This window comes from Dactylosporangium sp. CA-139114, assembly GCF_050955725.1.
Lineage (GTDB): Bacteria > Actinomycetota > Actinomycetes > Mycobacteriales > Micromonosporaceae > Dactylosporangium.
Genome location: NZ_CP192080.1, coordinates 3,015,124 through 3,032,097, shown reverse-complemented (window position 1 = coordinate 3,032,097; position 16,974 = coordinate 3,015,124). Strand labels below are relative to the sequence as shown.

Here is a 16,974-nt window from a genome sequence, read left to right as displayed (position 1 = left end):
AACCACTAGAGGGGCGAGGTGAGCCCGTGCTGAGACCGATCGCGGACGGCGTGCTGGTCCACGAGAGCGAGTTCTGCCAGAGCAACGCCGTGGTCGTGCACGGCGTCGCCGGCGCACTGCTCGTCGACCCCGGCGTGCAGGACCACGAGATGTCCTGCCTCGCGGCCGACCTGTCGCAGTCGGGCCAGACCGTCGTGGCCGGCTTCTCGACGCACCCGGACTGGGATCACCTGCTCTGGCACGCCCGGCTCGGCACGGCCCCGCGCTACGGCACGGCCCGCTGCGCGGCCGCCATCCGCGACGAGCTGTCCGACCCCGACGCGAAGGCCCGCATCGCCGAGCACCTGGAGCCGACGGGCATCGCCGGGAAGGTCCCGCTCGACCTGCTCGGCGAGATCACCGCCCTGCCCGCCGGGACCGTGCTGATCCCCTGGGACGGCCCGCGGGCCCGGGTCATCGAGCATCAGGCGCACGCCCAGGGCCATGCGGCGCTGCTCGTGGAGGAACGCGGGGTGCTCGTCGCCGGCGACATGCTCTCCGACGTCCTGGTGCCGATGCTCGACCTGCACGGCGCCGCCGACCCGATCGAGGAGTACCTCACCGCGCTGCGGCTGCTGGAGGGCGTGGCGGGCGGCGTCGACGTCTTCGTCCCCGGCCACGGGTCCGTCGGCGGAGCCGACGAGCTGCGTGCTCGGATCGAGCGGGACCGGGCGTACGTGCTCGCCCTGCACGAGGGCCGCGACCCCGACGACCCGCGGGCCGGCCCGTCGGCCAAGGCCGGCTGGGAGTGGGTGAGCGACGTGCACGACGGCCAGGTGCAGCGCCTCGCCGAGCGCAGGAAGGGCGAGCAGGACCGCGGCTAGTCGGCCCAGATCGTGACCGTGAACATGATCGGCCCGCCCGCGGCGGGCGGCGCGGCGGTCACGGTGCCACCGATCACCCGGCCCGGGCGCAGCGCGCAGAACGTCTGCCCGGCCTGCACCGGGATGCGGACGGTGGCCAGGGTCGCCGTCTTGCAGCCCAGGTACGTCGGCGCCGCATTGCCCGCCGGCGTGTACGCCCGCACCGCCACGCCCACCGGGTCCAGCGATCCGAAGTCGCCGTCCACGCACAGGTCCCCGGACTCGCAGTCCTTGTCGATCAGGATGCCGCCGTCGCCGAGCAGCACCGAGCCCACGGTCACGGTCACCGGGTACGCCCCGACCTGCGTCCCGGCGGCCGGCCCGCTCGGCGGCGGCGCGGGCACCACCGGAGAGCCCGGCGGGTCGGCCCACACCGTCGCGGTGAACGCGACCGCGCCGCCGGCGGCGCGCGGCGCGGACGTGATCGCCACCCCGACCGCCCGGCCCGGCTTGAGCACGCAGAAGGTCTGCCCCACGGCGACCGGCACGCGCGCGGCGAGCACGGTGGCCGACTTGCACCCCTGGTATGTCGGCAGCGCGTGATCCGCCAGGACGTACTGCCGCACCTGCGGGCCCACCGGGACGAACGACGACGAGTCGGGGTCGAGGCAGATGTCGCCGGCCGAGCACGGCTGGACGAACTGCGCGTGGTCCGGGGCGGCGTCCTCCAGCGGCACCGAGCCGCCGTTCACGCTCACCGGGTAGGACGCGAGCTGCGTCCCGGCCGGCTCCCCGCCGGGCGTGGCCGGGTCCGCGACCGGTGGCGGCCGCGACGGCGCGACGGCCGGCTCCCGCGTGGTGCGCAGCGCCGGGGCGACGACGAACACCAGCACGGCGGCGACGGCGACGATGCCGGCCACGGCGCCGCCGGCGAGCAGATCGAGCCGGTCCCGATCGCCGGAGGGCTGACCGGCCTCGGGGTCCTGAGGATCCGACACGCCCGAACGCTATCGACGGCGGTGCCGGAATGGTCCCGGCCTTGCGCCAGACCGCGCGACCCGAACGCCGGAGCGCCGCTCGATAGATCGGCGTCCCGCGCTCTTGACCTCAACTCAGGTTGAGGTTTTACGGTAGGAACAGTGAACAGTGACGTGGTGGCCGGGTTCAAGGCGGCGTTCCGGGGCTACCCGACCGGGGTCGCGATCATCTCCGTCGCCGGCCCCGACGGGCCGGCCGGGCTGACCGCCTCCAGCGTCGCCTCGGTCTCGCTCGCCCCGCCCGCGCTGTCGTTCTCGGTCATGGACTCGCCGTCGGCGCTCACCATCGTCAACGCGCCCAGCCTCGTCGTGAACCTCCTCGGGGCCGGGCACGCCGACCTCGCGCACGACTTCGCCCGCTCTGGCGGCCCCCGCTTCACGCCCGGCCAGGGCTGGATGACGCTGCCGACGGGCGAGCCGGCGCTGCGCGACGCCCAGGCGGTGATGCGGTGCGTGCCCCTGCACCGGGTGGCCGTCGGCGCGTCGACGGTCGTGGTCGCGGAGGTGACGAGCGTGCTCACGGGCGCCGAGGACGCCCGTCTCATCTACCACGGGCGCATGTTCCACGTGTTCCGTCACTCAGGGGGCCCGCAGCCCCAGTAGGCGATGATGACCCGGTGCGAGTCGCAATCACGGCGATCGGCAGCCGGGGCGACGTGGCCCCCTACACCGGGCTCGGCGTCAGGCTCCAGCAGGCCGGTCACGAGGTCACCATCGCCACCCACGCCGTCTTCGAGCCGCTCGTGCGCGGGCACGGCCTGCGCTTCCACCTGCTGCCGATGGACGCCCAGGAGCAGCTGCGCACCCGCTTCGCCGACCGCGGCCTGGTGCGCATGACGATGGCCGTGCACGAGGTCGTCGCCGAGCACGCCCGCCCGCTGGCCACGGCGATGCTGGCCGCCGCCCGCGAGGCCGACGTGCTGCTGGTGACGCCGACGAGCTGGTTCGGCGTCGTGATCGCGGAGGGTCTGGGCATTCCCAGCCTCGGGGTGTACCTGCAGCCGCTCACCCCGACGCGCGAGTTCCCGCCCCCGGCGCTCACCCGGCGAGACCTGGGCGGCTGGGCCAACCACCGCCTCGCCTCCCTGCTGCTCACCGCGGGCCAGCGCCCGTTCCGCAGCGTGGTCGGCGAGCTGCGGCGGGAGCTCGGCCTGCCCGGGACGACCCCCTCGGCCTGGCTGCGCGCGCAGGAGGCGAAGCACTGGCCCATCCTGTACGGCTACAGCCCCCTCGTCGTGCCCACCCCGAAGGACTGGCCGGCCTGGTACCGCCCCGTCGGCTACTGGTGGCCGGCCCCCGAGCCCGGGTTCGCGCCGGCCCCCGAGCTCGAGCGGTTCCTGGCCGCGGGCCCGCCCCCGGTGTACGTCGGCTTCGGCAGCATGCCCGTCCCCGACCGCGACCGGCTCTCGTCCGCGGTCGCGGCGGCGGTGCGCCGGGCGGGCGTCCGCGCGATCGTGAGCGCCGGCTGGTCGGGCCTGACCGTCGAGGCCGACGACGTCCTGGCCGTCGGCGAGGTGCCGCACGAGTGGCTGTTCCCGCGCGTGGCGGCCGTCGTCCACCACGCGGGCGCGGGCACCACCGCCGCGGGCCTGCGCGCGGGCGTGCCGCACGTCCCGGTCCCGGTGATGGTCGACCAGCCGTTCTGGGCGCAACGCCTCCGGCTGCTGGGCGTGACCCCGGGCCCGATCCCCGTCCGCCGCCTGACCGCCGGCCGCCTGGCCGACGCCCTCACGGCCGCCGTGACCGACCCGCGCTACCGCCGGCGGGCGCGGGCCCTGGCCGCCCGGCTGTCCGAAGAGGACGGTGCCGGGGCCGTGCTGCGCGAGCTCGGACGGCTCACGAGCGCCACCGCCTGACCTTCCGCCGGACCCGGGTCGCCGCCGCGAGCGCCACGGCCCCGGCGAGCAGCGCGAGGCCCGCGGGGCGCCGGGACACGCCCCCCGCGTCCGCTGCCGGCTCCGGCGCCGGACGCGGGGGGCGTGCGCGTCAGGTGCTCAGCCGGAAGTAGTCCAGGTTGAAGCCGCCCGTCTCGCAGTGCACGGTGACGAGCTGGTCGCCCGCCGGGAGGGTGACCGTCGTGTGGACGGACCGGTAGTTCGCCCAGCCGCCCGTGTCCGGCACCGAGACCGTCGACAGGACCTGGTCGTTCGCGTCGCGGAAGGTGATCGCGTCCGTCGCCGCCGCGCCGGAGCCGTTCGCCACGCGCAGTTCCAGGTCGTACGTCCCGGCCTGGGCCACCGCCAGGCGGTACTGCAGCCAGTTGCCGGCCGCCGTCCACCCGACGTTCCTGCCGCCGCTCGCGGAGGGGTTGTTCTCCACGAAGTTCGCGCCGCCCTCGGTCCAGCCGTGCTCGGCGACGTACGCCTCCGCCTCGACCTTCTCCCCGATCGGCGCACCGTGCGGGTTGACCGTCACGTGCACGGACACCTGGGAGCTCGCGGCGCCGTCGGTCACCCGGAACGCCAGGTTCAGGGTGCCCGCCGTCGTCGGGTGCAGGCTCACGGTGCCGGTCGCGGCGTCCACGCTCACGCCGTCGGGCAGGTCGACCGCGTAGAACGCGAGCGCGTCCCGGTCGCGGTCGGTGGCCCGCAGCTGGAAGGTGGTCGTCGTGTACTGGTCCGCGACCACGTCCGGCACCGCGGCCAGCACCGGCGCGTGGTTGCCGCGCGGTGAGGGCACCTCGGCGTGCCAGCGGAACGTCGCGTACGCGCCCGCGGGCACGGTCTCGACGAACTGCCGGCCGGCCAGCACGACGCGGACCTTGCGGGCCGTGGTGTTCGCGTTGCCCACGACCGCCACGAAGTCGTCGCCGTCGCGGTACACCACGTTGCCGATCCCGTTCGCCGTGGCGCTGGACTCGACGCGGGTGTGCCGCGGGGTGAGGTACTTCGCGAACTGCCCCATGGCGTAGAGCTCGTCGCGGACCGTGAACGTGCGGGACGTGGTGTCGACCTTCACCAGGCGGTCGGGCCACTTGGTGGTGGCCGCGATCTGGTCCCAGTCGACGTTGTTGTCGCGCAGCGGCGTCCAGTGCAGGGTGCCGCCGTCCTGGTCGGTCGCCTGCGCCCACATCACGTAGGAGCTGGCGTCGAGCCGGAAGTAGCTCAGGATCGTGGCCGGCGAGAGGTCGCTGGTCTCGGTCATGTGCACCGGCTTGCCGGTCTGCTCGTAGGCGTCGCGCATGACGGTGGGGTCGCCCCAGTACGGGTGGAAGGCGATCGCGTCCGCGGCCCGGCGCGCGGCCGGGTCGTTCAGGATGCGGTAGTAGTTCTTGGTCTCGGTGCTGCCGGGGTCCTTCCAGTCCCAGAAGTTGAAGTCGTGGACGTACACGTCGACGTCCCGGGGAAGGTACTTGCGCATGGCGACCGCGAGCTTCTGCTGCTGCTCGACGCTGATGTCCATGGCCGGGTACACCACGTCCATCCCGGGCTCGTTGAGCAGCGTGAGCGCGTCGACGCGGATGCCCTTGCGCGCGTAGGCCTCCACGTACTTGGCGTAGTAGCGGGCGAAGACGTCGATGCAGTCGTCGCGCAGCTTACCGACCTGGTAGTAGTCGGTGGTGCTGCCCGGCTTCAGCGCGACCTCGCCGAGGAACTTGTTGTTGGTCTTCATCCACGCGGGCGCGCTCCACGCCGAGGCGAAGAACGTGGCCCGCGGGTTGTACTTCTGGATCAGCTTGACGGTGTCGACGATGTGCAGGTCGATGTCGCGCTGGATGGAGAAGTACCTGAGCCCGAAGTCGTCCGTGACCCCGGCGGGCAGGTCGTCCTCGGACCAGAACGGCAGGTGCTCGATGAGGTCGGGGCTGCCGATGGTGAGCCGGAAGCGGCTGAGCCCGGCCCCGGTGCGCGGGTCGGCGAGCAGCCGCACGGCGTCCTCGCGCTGCTGCGGGGTGAGCTTCCACAGGTTCGAGACGCTGGTCTCGTCCAGGGAGAAGCCGATGCCGCTGTAGCGCTGCCGGGCCTGGCTCGGGTCGACCACCACGGTCGCGTCGGCGGCGACGGCGGCGTTGTCGCCCACCCTGACCGCCGGCAGCGGCTTCCACGCCTGCCCGGCCCCGGCCGAGTACGTGCCGGTGACGGTCTCGGCCCGATGCGCCGGGGCCGCGGTTGCGGGCGCGGCCCCGACGGTCAGGGCGAGCAACGCCGTCGAGGTGACGGTGATGATGCGTCGCATGATGTCCTTTCCGGTCACGGCCCCGAGACCAGGTACTCGACCTGGTGGCCCGAGTTCACCGCGGCGCCGGTGTTGTTGATGACGTGCGAGATGGTGCCGGTGCCGCCCAGCGAGACGGTCACCATGTCGTGGAACTTGACGCCCGCCTTGGCCGGCACCTCGAACGCGTGCGCGGCGACGACGCCGGGGTTGACGTTGAAGTAGCAGTAGCTGCCCAGGCCCCACGCCTCGTGGGTGGTGACCGAGTCGGCGACCTTGTAGGCGGCCCAGCCCTGGGTGCTGCCGTTCATGAAGGCGGCCTGGTTCGGCGGGTCGTAGGGCATCTCGTTCTGGTAGAAGTACGTGCGGCCGTTGTTGCCGTTCCAGATGGTCTGGTACTGCTGGTAGTGCTCGACGAACAGGCCGTAGAACGTCACGTTGTTGCCGTTGACGACCAGCCCGTTCTGGGCGGTGTTCGTGGTCCAGCCGACGCCGGAGCCGTGGTCGGCGCGCCAGATCCACGAGTGGTCGCCGATCACGTCGTTGCTGTTGATCCGCAGGCTCACGGTCGCCTTGCCGACGCCGGCGCCGCCGATGCGGAAGAACACGTCGGACAGGCTCGTCGGGTTGGCCGCGTGGCTCGCGGCCGAGCCCGACGGGCCGATCTCGGCGAGCACCGGCGAGTTGGTGGTGCCCGCGTCGAAGAGCAGGCCGGCGAGCTTGATGCCGTCGACGTCGGCGGTCTTCAGCGCGGTGATCCCGCCATCGGGCACGAGGGTGGCCAGGCCGAGGCCGAGGATCACGGTGTCGGCGCGGGTCACGTTCAGGGTCTGGTTGAGGTGGTACACGCCCGGGGTGACGAGCAGGTTCTTGCCCGCGGCGAGGGCGGCGTTCATGGTCGCGGCGGTGTCGCCGGGCTTGATCACCTGGAACTGGCTGATCGGCAGGCTGGTCCCGGCCGGGTTGCCGCCCGCCCAGCTGACGCCGGAGGAGCCGGTGCGCAGCGCGGGGACGAACACCTGGTAGGCGCCGGTGTTGTCGACGTACAGGAACGGCTTCTCGCGCACGACCGGGGTGGTGCCCACGGTGGTGTAGGGCGGGTTCGGGAAGCTGTTGCCGGGCGCGCCGGTGGCCCCGACGAAGACCTGGTTCCAGTTGGAGCCGCTCCAGCTGCCCATCGCCGAGTTGCGGGTCAGCCACTGCTGCTGGGTGCCCGACTGGATCTGCCCGTCGATCTTGGAGTCGGCGATGAAGCCGCCGGAGGACCAGCCGCCGTCGGACAGGGCGAGGTTGCCGCGCACGTGCATGCGGCGGTACGGGGCCGCCTGCGACACCGCCCAGCGGTCCAGGCCGCCGTTCGGGGTGACGGAGAGGTTCTCGGCCGAGCGCCAGAAGTTCTGGGTCGCGTTCTGCGAGCCGTCCGGCCACCAGTCGGCCTCGGCGTGCACGGCGCCGTTGATGACCACGGCGTCCGGGGTGAGGCCGAGCCCGGCGACCTGGGTGTAGAAGCCGACGTTGGCGTCGACGTTGTACGTGCCCGGCTTGAACAGCAGCGCGTAGCGCTGGCTGCCGAACTGGTTGCTCACCTGGCCGTTGAACACGGAGTTGAGCTTGTTCTGGATGGTGGCCTGGGACATCGACGGGTCGAAGACCGTGACGTTCGGGCCGAGGTCGGGGTTGTTCGGGTTGTTGGGCACGCCGGTGGCGGTCGCGGTCGGCTGGCTCGTCCCTCCGCTGAAGTTCCACTTCTGGTTGGCGCCGCCGCCGCACGTCCAGATCTGCAGCTTGGCCCCGTCGGCGAGGTTGTTGTCCTTGATGTCCAGGCACTTGCCGGACTTGGTGTTGATCAGGTCGTGGGCCGCGTTGAGCGACCACTTCTGGCTCGCGACCGAGTCGTAGCAGGTCCACAGGTGCACGACGGCACCGTCGTTGGTGGCGCCGTTGACGACGTCGAGGCACTTGCCGAGGCCCTGGACCGAGCCGTTGTCGGCGAGCGTCCAGGCCTGGTTGGCGCTGCCGGCGTAGCAGGTCCACATCTGCGGCTGGTTGCCGTCGGCGGTGGAGCCGTCGGTGACGTCGAGGCACTTGCCGTTGGCGGAGCTGGTGATCTGGCCGGTGCTGGCCGCGGAGGCGGTGGTCATGGCGATGGCGCCGACGGTGGCCACGGTCGCGGTGGTGATCGCGGCCGCGAGCAGCATCGAGCGCCGCACTCGTCCTGGTGCGTGCATGGCGGGGGCTTCCTTCTCCCTGGCGGAGGGTGGGGTAACGCCAGGAAACACGCCCCGGCCGAGGCATGTCAATGCATCGCTGTAACTTTTTTCGCGTCGTGGCGTAAGTGTTTATGAAACACGCGTCAACGCGGGTCCCGTGGAGCCACGGATGACCAGTTCGGTGGCCAGCTCGACGTGCAGGGCGTCCAGTTCGTGGCCGGTCAGCATGCGGCTGAGCAGCGACACGGCCATGCGGCCCATCTCGCCGAGGGGCTGGCGCACGGTCGTGAGCATCGGGTGGGTCGCGCGGCTGACGTCGATGTCGTCGAAGCCGGCGACCGAGAGCTCCTCCGGCACGCGCAGGCCACGCTCGGCCGCGGCCTGCAGCGCGCCCACGGCCATCTTGTCGTTGAACGCGACCAGGGCCGTCGGCCGGTCGGGCCGGTCGAGCAGTTCGCCGGCGAGCGCGCGGCCGGCCTCCACGGTCGGGTCGGTCGAGGTGCGCAGCAGGCCGGCGTCCGGGTAGGCGCCGACGGCGACGAGCGGGGCGTGGTAGCCCGCCAGCCGGTCGCTCATCGCCATCCAGCTCAGCGGCCCGCCGAGGATCCCGACGCGGCGGTGGCCGAGCTCGACCAGGTGCGACATGAGCCGCCGGGCGCCGGCGAAGTTGGCCGCGGACACCGCGGCGACGTCGCGCGGCGGGGCGGTGCGCGGGTCGACCACGACGAACGGGAAGCCGTGGTCGCGCAGCCGCTCGAGGTCGCCCTCCGGCTCCGGCGGCAGGATCAGGATCGCCCCGGTGACCTGCGGCCAGCCGGTGAGCGTGGGCAGCACGTCGGTGCGCCGCCAGGCCGACTCCCCCGCGTCGACGACGGCGTGCATGCCGTGCACGTCGAGCGCCTCGGTGATGGCCGAGACGATCAGCCCGAAGTAGTCGGTGAGCAGGTAGGGGCAGCGCACGTAGACGCCGTTGTCGGCCTTGGGCACCCCGGCGCCGCGGCGGCGGGGCGCGCGCCGGCCGAGCCCGCCCATCGCCTGCAGGACCCGCTCGCGGGTGTCGGGGGCGACATTCGCCCGGCCGTTGAGCACCCGCGAGATGGTCGCGATGGACAGACCGGTCTGCGCGGCCACGTCCCGGATGGTGACCCGTGACGACTGTTCCCGCTCTGTTTCAGCACCCTGTTTCATCGCCGATCAGCGTAACCCGCGCGATCGCGTTGAACCGATCCGACGCTTTGGCAGTAGATAAGGGTGTGACCACTTCGACCGCCGCCCACGCCGAGGCCGTCCGGCGCTACTACGACCAGAACACGGCCGCGTTCGACCGGCTCGGGCAGGGCGGCGCGTCGATCCACCGCGCGGTGTGGGCGCCCGGGGTGACCGGCCGGGCCGAGTCGTTCCACCACGTCGACGAGCTCATCCTGGCCGCGCTGCCCGAGGGCGTCGCCGAGCCGGCGGTCGTGGACCTCGGCTGCGGGCTGGGGGCGAGCCTGATGTACCTGGCCGGCCGCGCGCCGATCCGGGGCGAGGGGCTCACGATCAGCCCGAAGCAGGCCGAGGGGGCGACGCGGCTGCTGGCCGGGGCGGGGCTCGCCGGCCGGGTGCGGTGCCGCGAGGGGAACTACCTGGACGTACCGGATGATCTGCACGCCACCGCGGACGTCGTGTTCTCGATCGAGGCGTTCCTGCACAGCCCCGACGCGGGCGGCTACTTCCGCGAGGCGGCCCGCGTGCTGCGGCCGGGCGGGCGGCTGCTCGTGTGCGACGACTTCCTGTCCCCCGCCGCCCCCGCGGCCCCGCCCCGCGAGGCGAGGCGGCTGGCCGAGTTCCGCGACGGCTGGCGGGTCGGCTCGCTGCTGACCGTCGAGCAGGTCCGCGCCGCGGCCGCCGGGCACGGCCTGGAGCTGACCGGCGACGTGGACCTCACGCCCTACCTGGAGCTGCGCCGCCCCCGCGACCGGTTCATCGCCGCGCTCGTCGCCGCCGGCCGCCCGCTGCGCCTGTCGGGCGAGTACTGGAAGATGCTCTCCGGCGGCGACGCGCTGCAGTGGTGCCTGCTCAACGGCCTGCTGCACTACCGCGTGCTGACCTTCACGCCCCGCGGCTGACGCTCACGCCCCGCGGCTGACGCTCACACGCCGCGGCCTACGGCCAAGATCGCGTCCATCGCCTTGAGCCGCTCCGCGCCGCGGCCGAGCAGGCCGTCGGGCACGATGAACTCGTCGAGGCCGCCGGCGCGGTACTCGGCCAGGGTCTCGCCCAGCGCGCCCGGGGAGCCGCCGATGACCGGGAAGTGCACGTCCGGCAGCGGCCCGTCGGCGACCACGAGCGCCTGGGCCGTGCGGGCGATCGCGCGCGGGTCGCGGCCCTGCTTGGCGCAGAACTCGTCCAGCACCGCGGACTTGTGCGCGATCACGTCGGGGCGGCCCCAGGTGTTCCAGATGTCGGCGTACCGCGCGACGATCCCCAGCATCCGCCGCTCCCCGCCCCCGCCGACGAGGATCGGCAGCGGGTCCTGCACCGGCTTGGGATTGCACACGGCGCCGGTGAGCCGGTAGTACTCCCCCGAGAACGTCGTGCTCGGCCGGCGCAGCAGCCCGTGCAGCACCTCGAGCGCCTCGACGAAGCGGTCCAGGCGCTGCTGCACCGGCGGCAGCTCGATGCCGTACTGCTCGTGCTCGTTGACCTGCCACCCCGCCCCCACCCCGAGGGTGAACCGGCCGCCGGTCACGTGGTCGGCGGTCACGGCCATGTTGGCGAGGACGGCGGGGTGACGGTACGTGTTGCCGTAGACCAGCGTCCCGATCCGCACCCGGGGCACCGCGGCCCCGAGCGCGGCCACGAGCGTGCCGCACTCGAGCGTCGGCCCGTCCGGGTCGCGGCCGGGCCCGGCGTTGGGCATGAAGTGGTCGGCCACGTACACGCCGTCCCACCCGGTCGCCTCGGCGTGCCTCGCCACCTCGAGGATGTCGTCGTACCGCTGCCCCGCGCCGGGCCAGATCGAAAGTCGCATGCTTCCTCTATACAACCTTGCCCGCGGCCACGCCGGGCCGCTGGAGCGTGGGCGAGCCCGGTTCCCTCCTCCGGCAGGAGCAAACGCCGCGGTGGGAGGCCGGTTCCACTCGGCCCGCCGACGGCTCGGCCGCCCGGGAGGATCGGGTTCGCGGCGATCCGGAATGCGGCCTCGTTCGGACCGACTGGACGGACCGAACGTCCGACTTGCCGCGTCACATTCCCCGGCACCGGGAAAGCCCGCCAACACTGCTCACCAGCATCAATGCCTCGAACGTGAACCCGACTCGTGGAAATCGAATGTGACGGGATCATTGCGCGACGAAAAACTACCCTCCGTAGAGCCCGGCAGCGCTTTGTAGCCATCGAGCATCCGTGATAGCTTTCCCGGCGCAGTGAGGCGGAAATCTTCTTACCCTGGGCGCAGTCGCGTGTAGGGGTGGCTCGAACGGGGCGAGCAGAGGATGGCGACCGAAGCCATTGGGCCGCGCCAACGATGGCGGCAGAAGTGCTGGCAGTGGGCTCGTCGCTACGTCCCCGCGGAAATCTCCGGCACCGTTTGCGCATTTATCTCCACCACTGTCCTGTACGGTTTGTCGCACGATCGCGTCCTCGCCGCACTCGCCGGCACGGTCGGCGAGATCGTCGGCTTCTACGGTCTCGTCGCCACCGTGGAATGGCGCCGGGAACGCGCCCGCGGCTACGGGCTGCAACGCACCACCGCGTCGACCGCGCGCCTGCTGATCGCCGAGTTCGGGCTCATCGAACTGCTCGACTCGACCACCCTGCGGCCGCTGTTCATGTACCTCGGCCCCGGCATCACCGGCGGCATCGGGTCCGGCACCCTGCTGGGCAAGCTGCTGGCCGACGTCGTCTTCTACGGCGTGGCCATCGTGAGCTACGAGCTCGTCCGCCGCCGGCGGCGGATGCGGGCCGCGGCCGAGGAGGACACCGTCGAGATCACCGGCGCCGAGGTCACGCAGCCCATCGCGGTCGGCCCGGCATGAGCGCGCCCCGGCTCGTCCTGGACCTGGCCCGGGTCGGCGCCGCCTACCGGGCGATGCGCGCCGCCCTGCCCGACGTGGCCGTGCACTACGCGATGAAGTGCAACCCGCACCCGCGGGTCGTCGGGCACCTGGCCGGCCTCGGATGCGGCTTCGAGATCGCCTCGGCGGCCGAGCTCGACCAGCTGCTCGCGCTCGGCGTGCCCGCGGCCGGGGTGCTGTTCAGCAACCCGGTCAAGCCCGAGTCGCACATCGCCCGGGCCTTCGCCGCGGGCGTGCGCCGGTTCGCGTTCGACTCCGCCGACGAGCTCGCCAAGCTCGGCCGGGCCGCGCCGGGGGCTTCGGTGTACGTCCGGATCGCCGTGCCCGACCGGCACAGCGAGGTGCCGAGCGAGGGCAAGTTCGGCGTCGACCTCGACACCGCCGCCCAGCTCCTGCTCGACGCCCGCGACCGCGGCCTCGACCCGCACGGGGTGACCTTCCACGTCGGCTCGCAGATGCTGCACCCGCGGGCCTGGGAGGCGCCGCTGGAGCTGGTCGGCGAGCTGATGGACAAGCTGTCGGCCGAGGACGTAAGGCTGCGGCTGGTCGATCTCGGCGGCGGCTTTCCGGCACGGTACGACGGCGACCCGCCCCCGCTCGGGGACTACGCCGCGGTCATCCACGCCGGCCTGCGGGCCCTGCCGTATCCGGTGGACGCCGTCGTGGAGCCCGGCCGGGCCCTCGTCGCCGAGGCCGGCACGCTGATCGCCACCGTCATCGGGGTCGCCGACCGCAACGGCCGGCGCTGGGTGCACCTCGACGTCGGCGCCTTCAACGGGCTCATGGAGAGCCTCGAGACCGGCAACCGGCTGCGCTTCCCGGTCCGCGACGAGCTCGGCCGCGCCGAGCGGCGGCTGTGCCAGCTGACCGGCCCGACCTGCGACAGCCAGGACACCATCCTCTTCGACGTCGAGCTGTCGCACGGGCTGGCCACCGGCCACCGGGTGTACCTGCACAGCGCCGGCGCCTACACCACCGTCTACGCCTCCGGCTTCAACGGCTTCGAGCCGCCGGCGGTCGACATTCAAGAAATCGGGGACCAACAGTGACACGCAGCCACGCCGCCACCGAGCCCGCGGCCGAGGTCGACCCCGACCTGGCGGTGCTCGGCTCGCCGCTCTTGCGGGTCGCCCGGACGACCATCGCCGGCCTGGGCGTGCTCTACGCGCTCACCACCCTGTTCCCGATGGGCGGCCGGCGCCCCGCCCTGCTGGACACCTGGTTCTACCTGATCGTGCTGATCGCCACCGCACTGCTCGCCCTGGCCCGGCCGCTGCTGGTGCGCCGCAACCGCGTCGCCTGGCTGTTCGTCGGCGGCGGCGTGGCCTCGTGGGCGGCCGGCGACGTCTACTGGCAGGCCAGCTTCACCGACGTCGACGCCAACGCCATCCCGGTCCCGTCGCCCGCGGACGTGTTCTACGTCGGGCTGTACCCGCTGGCCTACATCGGGTTCATCCTGCTCGCCCGCGCGAGCGTGAAGCGGCTCCCGGCCTCGGTGTGGCTCGACGGCGTGGTCACCTCGCTCGCGGCCGGCGCGATGTTCTCCGCGTTCACGCTCAACGACCTGCTCGACGCCGACGAGAGCAAGCCGCTCGCCGCGATCGTCACCAACCTGGCGTACCCGATCGGCGACCTCATCCTCATGGTCGTCGCGGTCGCGGCCCTGGCGATGGTCCGCTGGCGCAACGACCCCGTCTGGTGGCTGGCCGCCCTCGGCGCCGCCGCCTTCACCGCGGCCGACACCGCCTACCTCTTCGGCCTGTCGGACAACACCTACACCGACGGCAGCTGGCCCGACGGCACCTGGATGATCGGCCTCACCCTGATGGCACTGGCCGGCTCGGTCCACCGCCGGCGCTCCTTCGACGAGGTGCGCGGGTTCGCGGCCCTGCTGGTGCCGATCCTGTTCTCGCTGTGCGCCCTGGGCGTGCTCATCGTCGGCACCTTCGTCCACCTGCACCCGGTCACCATCGTCATGGCCAGCGGCTGCCTGCTCGCGGCCGGCATCCGCACCGCGCTCACCTTCGAGCAGACCCGCGAGCTGACCCGCACCCGCCGCGAGGCCGCCACCGACGAGATCAGCGGCCTGGGCAACCGCCGCGTGCTGGACTCCGCCCTGCCCAGCATGCTGGCGAGCCTGCCCCGGGGCGCCGTGCTGCCGATGACCATCGTCAGCGTCGACCACCTGCACGAGATGAACCGCATCCTCGGCTACACCGCCGGCGACGTGATCCTCAACGCGGTCGGCACCCGGCTGCAGCGGGCCCTGCCGCCGGAGGCGGTCGCGGTGCGCCTGGGCGGCGCCGAGATCGCCATCCTGCGCACGGTCTCCGCCGGCACCGCCGACAGCATCGCCCGCGACACCGAGCTGCTGCTGCGCAGCCTGGCCGCGCCGGTGCCGGCCGGCCCGGTGCCGGTGCAGATCGAGCTCAGCGCCGGCGTCGCCCTCGCCCCCACGCACGCGACCGCCTCCGCCGAGCTGATCCGCTGCGCCGCCGACGCCCTGCACGAGGCCAAGGCGAGCCGCTCCGAGGTCGAGATCTACGACCCCGGCCACCGCGGCGACGTCGGCTCGCACCTGCTCCCGGACCTGCTGCGGGCCGTCGAGCAGGAGCAGTTCTTCGTGTACTACCAGCCGAAGGTCGATCTGAGCACCCGCCGCCCGGTGGCCCTGGAGGCGCTGCTGCGCTGGCGGCACCCCGTCCACGGCTGGATCGAGCCCGAGGTGCTGCAGCGCCTGGCCATGCAGGTCGGCCTGACCCGCCAGCTCACCCGGTTCCTGCTCCGCTCGGCGCTGGAGAGCTGCGCGAACTGGCGCCGGCAGGGCTACGAGCTCGGCGTCGCGGCCGACATCTGCGCCGCGGACGTGCTCGACTCCCGCCTGCCCTACGACGTGGCCAAAATGGTCAACAAGCTCGTCGTCCCGCCCGCGGCGCTCACGCTGGAGATCGCCGAGGAGGTGATGCTCATCGACGCCCGCCGCACCGCGACCGCGCTGGGCCAGTTCCGCCACTTCGGCGTCCGCCTGGCCCTGGACCACTACGGCCGCTCGGCCCCGTCGCTGGCCCGCCTGCGCAGCATGCCCGTCGACGAGCTCAAGCTCGACCCGGCCTTCGTCGCCCCGATGGCGAACAGCCCGCAGGACGCGGTGGTCGTCCGCTCGACCGTGGAGCTGGCCCGCTCGCTCGGCATCACCGTGGTCGCCGAGGGCGTCGACTCCCGCGAGATGGCCGACGCGGTGACCCTGTCGGGGTGCGCCGGCGGCCAGGGCCGGGTGCCCGGCGAGCCGCTGAGCGTCGAGGCCCTGCCGGCGTGGCTGTCCTCGCTGCACCCGGCCGCCGACCGCCGGCGGGAGCGCGTGTAGGCGGGGCCCGCGCTCACCGGCCGCCACGCCCCTAGGCCAGGCCGGCGAACTCCTCCCACGCTCCGGCCTGCGTGCGGTTGGCGATCAACGGCGAGTTGCCACCGTTCTCCGCGGTGACGTACCTGCCGGGTGACGTACAGGTGCCGCTCGTCCGGGGCGACCGCGACTGCCTGCGGCGCCGGCCGCGACGGTCGCCGAGGGCGAGCTGTCGGCGGTGCCGAACACGGTCACCCAGGAATCCCGGCCTCCGCGGTGGCGGGAGCCGCAGAGCTACGCCGAGGCGCGGACGATCAGCTCGGGGTTGAAGATGACCGAGCGCGGGGTCCGCTGCGGCTCGCGGATGCGGGTCATCAGCAGCTGCGCCATCTCCCCGGCCATCTCCTCGACCGGCTGGCGGACGGTCGTGAGCGGCGGGTGGCACTCGAGCGCGGCGGTGCTGTCGTCGAACCCGATCACCGCGATGTCCTCCGGCACCCGCCGGCCGGCCTCCTGCAGCACCCGCAGGGCGCCGTCGGCCATGAGGTCGTTGGCGACGAAGACGCCGTCGACGTCGGGGTGCTCGGCGAGCAGGCGGGCCGCGGCGCGCTCGCCGCCGGAGCGGGTGAAGTCGCCCTCGATGTGCCGCGGCGTGAGGCCGTGGCCCTTGACGGCCTCCTCGAACGCGGCGAGGCGGTCCTGCGCGGCCGGCATGTCGAGCGGGCCGGTGACGGTGGCCAGGCAGCGGCGGCCGCGGCCGGCGAGGTGGTCGACGGCGAGCTGGACCCCGGCGCGCTGGTCGACGTCCACATAACTGATGGTGACCGGGTGCCCCGGGCGGCACGAGAGCACGACGGGGATGCCGAGCTCGACCAGCTGGGCCGGGAGCGGGTCGTCGACGTGGCTGGAGATGAGCAGCGCCCCGTCGACGTGGCCCTGGCGGAGGTACCGCTGCAGATGCGGGCGCGCGGGCGGGTCGGCCAGGAAGATGACCAGGTGGATGCCCAGCGGCCGGAGCACCTCCTGGGCGCCGGCGGTCACGCGGCCCAGGAACGGGTCGGTGAACATGCGCGTCAGGAACGGGGTGGAGTACCCCCGGTTCTCCGGCTCCGACACGACCAGCGCGATCGAGTCCGTGCGGCCGGTGACCAGCGATCGGGCGGCCAGGTTCGGCACGTACCCGGTCGCGGCGATGGCGCGCTCGACCGTCCGGCGCAGTTCCGGGTCGACGGTGGAGACACCGTTGATCACCCGGGACACCGTGGCGCGTGACACTCCGGCGTAGTTGGCGACCTGCTCGAGGGTGGGCGGTCGCGAGTCGCTGCCCGTCAT

The 16,974-nt window shown here is 73.1% G+C and carries 13 protein-coding genes; 7 read left to right on the top strand and 6 right to left on the bottom strand.

Annotation, left to right across the window (positions count from 1 at the left end):
- Window positions 1-26 precede the first annotated feature (26 nt).
- A complete protein-coding gene (locus ACQP2P_RS13725) occupies window positions 27-863 on the top strand; it encodes an MBL fold metallo-hydrolase (protein ID WP_433616113.1) in 837 nt (278 codons plus the stop codon).
- On the opposite strand, the gene ACQP2P_RS13720 is transcribed toward ACQP2P_RS13725, so the two are convergent.
- Window positions 860-1,840, bottom strand: coding sequence for a hypothetical protein (locus ACQP2P_RS13720; protein WP_433616111.1), 981 nt, complete (start codon window positions 1,838-1,840; stop codon window positions 860-862). The genes ACQP2P_RS13725 and ACQP2P_RS13720 overlap by 4 nt on opposite strands.
- Window positions 1,841-1,981: 141 nt before the next feature.
- On the opposite strand from ACQP2P_RS13720, the gene ACQP2P_RS13715 reads away from it, so the two are divergent.
- Complete coding sequence (locus tag ACQP2P_RS13715; protein ID WP_433616109.1) at window positions 1,982-2,482, top strand: flavin reductase family protein; 501 nt, start codon at window positions 1,982-1,984, stop codon at window positions 2,480-2,482.
- A 14-nt stretch (window positions 2,483-2,496) separates the two neighbouring features.
- Window positions 2,497-3,735: a glycosyltransferase gene (locus ACQP2P_RS13710; RefSeq protein WP_433616107.1), complete on the top strand. Its 1,239-nt coding sequence runs from the start codon at window positions 2,497-2,499 to the stop codon at window positions 3,733-3,735.
- Window positions 3,736-3,865: 130 nt separating this feature from the next.
- Here ACQP2P_RS13710 and ACQP2P_RS13705 read toward each other — a convergent pair whose 3' ends face one another.
- The 3 genes from ACQP2P_RS13705 to ACQP2P_RS13695 form a co-directional block, all read right to left on the bottom strand.
- A complete protein-coding gene (locus ACQP2P_RS13705) occupies window positions 3,866-6,055 on the bottom strand; it encodes a carbohydrate-binding protein (protein ID WP_433616106.1) in 2,190 nt (729 codons plus the stop codon).
- Between the two features lie 14 nt (window positions 6,056-6,069).
- A complete protein-coding gene (locus ACQP2P_RS13700; RefSeq protein ID WP_433616104.1) occupies window positions 6,070-8,262 on the bottom strand; it encodes a ricin-type beta-trefoil lectin domain protein in 2,193 nt (730 codons plus the stop codon).
- A 111-nt stretch (window positions 8,263-8,373) separates the two neighbouring features.
- The gene (locus ACQP2P_RS13695) at window positions 8,374-9,375 is read right to left on the bottom strand and encodes a LacI family DNA-binding transcriptional regulator (RefSeq protein WP_433616102.1); all 1,002 of its coding nucleotides are present in this window, start codon (window positions 9,373-9,375) and stop codon (window positions 8,374-8,376) included.
- Window positions 9,376-9,497: 122 nt separating this feature from the next.
- On the opposite strand from ACQP2P_RS13695, the gene ACQP2P_RS13690 reads away from it, so the two are divergent.
- A complete protein-coding gene (locus tag ACQP2P_RS13690) occupies window positions 9,498-10,352 on the top strand; it encodes an SAM-dependent methyltransferase (protein ID WP_433616101.1) in 855 nt (284 codons plus the stop codon).
- A 23-nt stretch (window positions 10,353-10,375) separates the two neighbouring features.
- Here ACQP2P_RS13690 and ACQP2P_RS13685 read toward each other — a convergent pair whose 3' ends face one another.
- On the bottom strand, window positions 10,376-11,257 hold the full coding sequence (locus tag ACQP2P_RS13685; RefSeq protein ID WP_433616099.1) for a TIGR03560 family F420-dependent LLM class oxidoreductase: 882 nt from the start codon (window positions 11,255-11,257) through the stop codon (window positions 10,376-10,378).
- 592 nt (window positions 11,258-11,849) lie between these two features.
- On the opposite strand from ACQP2P_RS13685, the gene ACQP2P_RS13680 reads away from it, so the two are divergent.
- From ACQP2P_RS13680 to ACQP2P_RS13670, 3 genes are read left to right on the top strand one after another with little or no spacing between them, the layout of a single operon-like run.
- The gene (locus ACQP2P_RS13680; protein WP_433616098.1) at window positions 11,850-12,263 is read left to right on the top strand and encodes a hypothetical protein; all 414 of its coding nucleotides are present in this window, start codon (window positions 11,850-11,852) and stop codon (window positions 12,261-12,263) included.
- Entirely contained in the window at window positions 12,260-13,351 is a 1,092-nt protein-coding gene (locus ACQP2P_RS13675) for a type III PLP-dependent enzyme (protein ID WP_433616096.1), read from the top strand. The genes ACQP2P_RS13680 and ACQP2P_RS13675 overlap by 4 nt, the downstream gene beginning before the upstream one ends.
- On the top strand, window positions 13,348-15,666 hold the full coding sequence (locus ACQP2P_RS13670) for an EAL domain-containing protein (protein ID WP_433616095.1): 2,319 nt from the start codon (window positions 13,348-13,350) through the stop codon (window positions 15,664-15,666). Before ACQP2P_RS13675 ends, ACQP2P_RS13670 begins: the two co-directional genes overlap by 4 nt.
- Before the next feature lie 270 nt (window positions 15,667-15,936).
- Here the strand turns inward: ACQP2P_RS13670 and ACQP2P_RS13665 are convergent, their stop codons facing one another.
- Window positions 15,937-16,974 (bottom strand): LacI family DNA-binding transcriptional regulator, encoded by a 1,038-nt coding sequence (locus ACQP2P_RS13665; protein WP_433616093.1) that lies wholly within the window; start codon window positions 16,972-16,974, stop codon window positions 15,937-15,939.

Coding starts and splice junctions, on each gene's coding strand:
- ACQP2P_RS13705 (WP_433616106.1), bottom strand. CDS start 6,055: ATGCGACGCATCATCACCGTCACCTCGACGGCGTTGCTCGCCCTGACC.
- ACQP2P_RS13700 (WP_433616104.1), bottom strand. CDS start 8,262: ATGCACGCACCAGGACGAGTGCGGCGCTCGATGCTGCTCGCGGCCGCG.
- ACQP2P_RS13685 (WP_433616099.1), bottom strand. CDS start 11,257: ATGCGACTTTCGATCTGGCCCGGCGCGGGGCAGCGGTACGACGACATC.
- ACQP2P_RS13675 (WP_433616096.1), top strand. CDS start 12,260: ATGAGCGCGCCCCGGCTCGTCCTGGACCTGGCCCGGGTCGGCGCCGCC.
- ACQP2P_RS13665 (WP_433616093.1), bottom strand. CDS start 16,974: ATGACGGGCAGCGACTCGCGACCGCCCACCCTCGAGCAGGTCGCCAAC.